The sequence below is a fragment of the Bacillus sp. JJ1474 genome, from assembly GCF_036965225.1.
GTDB lineage: Bacteria > Bacillota > Bacilli > Bacillales > Cytobacillaceae > Cytobacillus.
On the sequence record NZ_JBALPC010000292.1, the window covers coordinates 1 to 5,017 of the forward strand.

The 5,017-nt window shown below is 35.9% G+C and carries 3 protein-coding genes; 2 read left to right on the top strand and 1 reads right to left on the bottom strand.

Features of this window, described 5'->3' with window-relative positions; genetic code table 11:
- Positions 1-1,236 precede the first annotated feature (1,236 nt).
- On the top strand, positions 1,237-2,343 hold the full coding sequence (locus V7164_RS24750; protein WP_335344213.1) for an ATP-binding protein: 1,107 nt from the start codon (positions 1,237-1,239) through the stop codon (positions 2,341-2,343).
- Between the two features lie 4 nt (positions 2,344-2,347).
- Positions 2,348-3,280 carry a response regulator gene (locus V7164_RS24755; protein WP_335344214.1) on the top strand — a complete coding sequence of 311 codons (933 nt, stop codon included), beginning with the start codon at positions 2,348-2,350 and terminating at the stop codon, positions 3,278-3,280.
- 153 nt (positions 3,281-3,433) lie between these two features.
- Here the strand turns inward: V7164_RS24755 and V7164_RS24760 are convergent, their stop codons facing one another.
- Positions 3,434-4,609 (bottom strand): M14 family zinc carboxypeptidase, encoded by a 1,176-nt coding sequence (locus tag V7164_RS24760; protein WP_335344215.1) that lies wholly within the window; start codon positions 4,607-4,609, stop codon positions 3,434-3,436.
- Positions 4,610-5,017 lie beyond the last annotated feature (408 nt).

The window sequence follows — 5,017 nt, forward strand, 5'->3', positions numbered from 1 at the left end:
TACCCTACATCGCCAATATGTGGGTAGGAACACTTCTATTCTGAACTGGACGATAACACTTAATAAAACTTGATGACACTGTGATCCTCGATGACAGCCAATTTTTATATTATATAAATTTTATACTTAAGAGATAAACAAAATACTAACCAGTAATGTAATTAGGTTTTAATCTAATTACGTTTCTAAACTAATTTCATATTAGGCAATTAACTCAAGGTTCTATATGCAGAATTTAGACTTGTCATTATTATCACAAGAGTAAATAGCGGGTTTTTGATGCTAGTATATTTTACTAAACGGTTTTTCATGTGTTAAACTCTTTCCACTTCGTTTCAAGTACTACTCTGATGCTATTAATGACCTTTTGTGTTTGGATGCTCTTTTGCTAAACACTCCGTTACTCTCTAGCTCATCTATAATATAGAAGGCAAAACGAGGATTTCCATTACTACATATACAAATTGTGTTTATAATATTGGTGTTTAATGTTAACAAGCTCCAGTACGACAGGTCATAAGCTTGTATTCTCTTTTTCAAATTCTCCTTAATTTAAATAACGTAAAAACCTGAACGATTAATCTCCCAACTTCAAGGAGCATTTATAACTAATATTTTTTTAAACTTATGTCTCCACTAGCGTTGTGTTAATAAAGTTTCAATATTATAACAAAGGGTTGAACACCAAACTTACTCAAACAGTTTCTATTCCAGGGTCGATCCACCTTAAAAAGCCATGTCTAACAAACTGTTTGTGTCACTACAATTATGGTCCGAGAAGAACTGTTTTCATGCATGGGTTGGGAGTGCAAAATCATGATAATTTCTATTTAAAAGTTCCAAAACTAAACGCGTGTAGTAGCTTGTCAGGATCCTATTCATAACCAATTAATAATCTTGGCATCGTATGACCTTCCTCCCACTTCATTAAAGACTAACGCAATACAAACTAGTCGGAATAGACTGTTTTTTCTGTAAATTCTAGCTTTAATTCACATCGATATATATAATTACTTTTATAAAGTTCAGGATGTGGATGGTTTGAATTTTTTACTCAACAAAAGAGATCCTTATATTTTTATTTTGATGTTGATATTGGTTCCTTTGGCGGGTCAATTATTTTTTTATCCTTTCAATGATTCGTTTCGGATTAGTTTCGGTACACCGACATTTTTCTTTTCTTTATTACTTCTACGAAAAATACCGTCTGTTCTCTCTGGTTTCATAGTAGGAATCATGGTTGTATTATTTCGAATCCTATTAGACCTGATTATTTACGGTAAGGTGTTTACGGACTCTTTTATTGCTCATTATCCCACTTTTTTTTATTATCTAACTTTTGCCTGTCTTTTCTATGCCATAAAAATGAATCGCTTACATCATCGTCCAGTGCTAATGGGGATTTTGGGTATTATCATTGAAATATCATCCAGCATTGCGGAAATCACTTTTCAATACATTGCATTCGACGCTTATTCTTCTCTTTCCGGTATATATAAAATAATCGTGATTGCCATTTTTCGCAGCTATTTTACGATAGGATTTTTCAATCTCCTGAAATTATATAACACCAAACTGACAGTTAAGCAAACACGCCAACAAAATGCTCATCTTCTCATGATTATCTCAAGCTTATATGAAGAAACAATCCACTTAAAGAAAACATTAAAAAACAGTGAAAAAATAACACAGGATTCCTATTTTTTATATCAAAAACTAATTGAGTTTGAAGAGCAAAAGGAGTCACTGCCAATTCAATGTCTTGCCGCCAAAACATTAAAAATTGTCGGAGAGATACACGAAATAAAAAAGGATAACCAGCGAATTTATGCTGGACTTTCCAAATTAATATCGGATGAAAGTTTTAGCGAATACATGACCATATATGAACTACTTGATCTTATTATACGAGCTAATAAAAATTATGCACTTTCCTTAGGAAAAGAGATTGAGTTTAAACAAGTGATTATCGGGGCTCATCCGGATTATCATATTTTTAAAATTCTATCGATCCTTAATAACTTAGTAATGAACTCTATTGAAGCCATAAAACAATTAGGAGTTGTGAAGATTTCTGTTTCCAAACAAAATAATTGGGTTCATTTTCAAATAAGTGATAACGGTCCTGGCATCCCAAATAAACGAAAGAATTTAATTTTTGAACCTGGGTTCACTTCAAAATTTGAAAGCGATGGAAGTTCATCAACAGGGATAGGACTGTCATATGTACAAAGAATCGTTGAGGAACTTGAAGGCAAGATACTTTTGAAAAGTGAACCAGAAGTAGATGGTACGATCTTCACTATAAAATTACCAGTTAATTATTTGGTCAAGGAAGAGTGATGTTATGTTCTTTTACATAGTAGATGATGACATTGTCATTCGATCCATGTTAATGGAAATAATTGAAGACGAAGATCTTGGGGTTATTGCAGGTGAAGCGGAGGACGGTACACTCATAGATGGAAATCTATTAACCTTAAAGAAAACAGATATTTTGCTTATTGATCTTTTAATGCCAAAAAGAGATGGGCTGCAAACAATCCGCAATATTAAACCTGAATTTAAAGGGAAAATTATTATGATTTCACTGGTAGAGTCAAAAGAGTTAGTAAGTAAAGGATACTCCCTTGGTATTGAGTATTACATAACGAAACCTATTAACAAGATTGAAGTTAAATCTGTAATAAAAAAAGTGAGCGAACGGATCCGTTTGGAGAAGTCTATATTAAACATCCATCAATCATTGAGTAATATAATTGCGCTGGATCAAATTTTTGTACATGAGCAAGCGGCTTCATTGGTACCAACCATAATAGATTCTGGTCAGATTCTTTTATCTGATTTAGGAATTATGGGTGAAAGCGGATATCGAGACCTATTAAATATATTAGAGTATTTATTCCAATGCGAACGGACTGAGACATTTACGAATGGTTTCCCGCGACTAAAGGATATATTTATACAATTGGCTCAAAAAAAGCTTGGAAACTCCGTAAGCCAAAGTGAATTAATGAGAGAAATGAAAGCTTCGAAACAACGTGTTAGAAGGACAATTTATCAATCGTTAAATCATCTATCATCACTTGGACTGGATGATTACTCCAATCCAATCTTCGAAAATTATGCTCCTAAACTATTTGAGTTTAAGACTGTAAGGGATAGAATGGCTGAATTAAAAAAAGAGCAAGCACTTTCAAACACTCTAGTTCGCATAAATGCAAAAAAGTTTATCCAAACCCTATATTTTGAAGCAAAACGGCTAATGTCCGAGCATTGATAATGAATACCTCTGTTTGACTTCTTTAATTTTTTTTTACTAAGTCAAGTTTTTGGAAACACCTCCGAGTTTTCGGAGGTGTTTCCTTATACCATTTTCCGTCTAATTGCTTAGCAGTCCTGAGCTTTGATGGAGACACAGAATCAAAATGACCTACCAGTACTTTGGTAAATTGTAGAAATCATTACCGTTAAGCCTGTCTACCGATCCATCAGCCATGCCATTGGCGATACCGTACAGCCCGTTCTTTACTGCTTTAGTTAGCATTCCCTTCTGTTTCTGGCCCCAGTTATGCTGCTGTCCACGAACTTCGAACAGAACTGTTGCAGTACCGTTGAGAGCAAAAGATGATCTGGCCTGACCAGGCAAGTCTCGATCAGATGGGTGGAAATAGCGGCTGGCTCCACCCCAGAATGGGGAAGTTTCGGCATTACCATTTCCAGCGTGATCTTCCATGCCAAGCGCTGCCGCTAGTGCGTATCGTCTGGACTTCTCCTGGTCGAGTTGTGTATATTGTTGATATTTAGAATTGGTTTCAGGACCAAGCGGCGGATAGTCTAATGAAACTGTAACATATTGATCACTACCCTCATTCTTGTTACATGCTCCCATGTGATGTAAATCAACGTACGCCTCAACTTCACCAAATTCTTTTTTCAAATTAACATAAAGGTTACGAAGAACACGGGACTCGTTCGTTAAGAAAAATCCAGGTTGGCTTCCATCTTTAGTCATATCTTCGGCACGAGGTTCATAGTTTAGGTCAGGGTTAAAATCGCGGTTAACATCGAAACCGCCTCTAGATGCAGTGTAGTACCAAGCTTGCTTGGCATCTTTAAGCTGTGGAAAAGTGTTTACGACTTCTTCCCATGGGAAAACGTTTTGACGTTGGTTCAATTCTGCTCCATCTGGATTAAACTTTGGCACAGCAACGATAGTTACGTTGTTCCGAATCGCCTGAATTTCGGGATTATTGCCGGATCCCAGCTCCTTTAACATTTGCAACAAAGCTTCAGTACCAGTTTTCTCATTACCATGAATTTCGCTGGTAACAAGCATGACACGATCGCCGGTTCCAACACGGGCTGCATATATGTCCTTGCCGAGGCGCGATTGCCCAATAACATCCAATTCCACACGTCCAAAACTTGTTTGTTCAATTTGGTGAAGCCTTTTTACCATTTGTTCGTAGTCAACCCAACCATTGACAGATGGATCGGTAAGATTACTACAATCAGCGTTACCATTTTGAGCATTTGAGCCTAGTGGAAATTGGGTAATCAGCAGGACTAGGGCAACGAACAAAAAACTGAGCTTACGAATAGGCATCTTTTATCCTCCTTTAAAATAATTGATTACAATCTTTATTTTAAAGATGGACTACAGAAATATACAGAAAGATACAAATATACTAAATATATATAATTATTCATTAGATTAATTTAAAAGTTGAAAACTTAATATCTTAACGACTTTCCACCCCAAGGGGTTGCCCCCTCTTCTTCAACGAATAACCGGCTGGATACCAACTTTCTTCTTTTCTCTTACTTTGTACTGCCATAAAAAAAACCCTTCGCTTTGCTGAGGGTCCCAACAAAGCAAAAGAGGCTCAAAGTCTATTTGATAGTACCCTAAACAGTCAATGGGTAAAACGGTTCTTTCTAATCAAATTATTCCAAACGTTCAAAAACGTTGATACAATACTTTTGGTGGGACTACCTGGGAATCGAACCCAGC

What these genes read in the sequence shown, in the direction of transcription:
- V7164_RS24750 (WP_335344213.1), top strand. Translation starts at nt 1,237, where the DNA reads ATGGTTGTATTATTTCGAATCCTATTAGACCTGATTATTTACGGTAAG.
- V7164_RS24755 (WP_335344214.1), top strand. Translation starts at nt 2,348, where the DNA reads ATGTTCTTTTACATAGTAGATGATGACATTGTCATTCGATCCATGTTA.
- V7164_RS24760 (WP_335344215.1), bottom strand. Translation starts at nt 4,609, where the DNA reads ATGCCTATTCGTAAGCTCAGTTTTTTGTTCGTTGCCCTAGTCCTGCTG.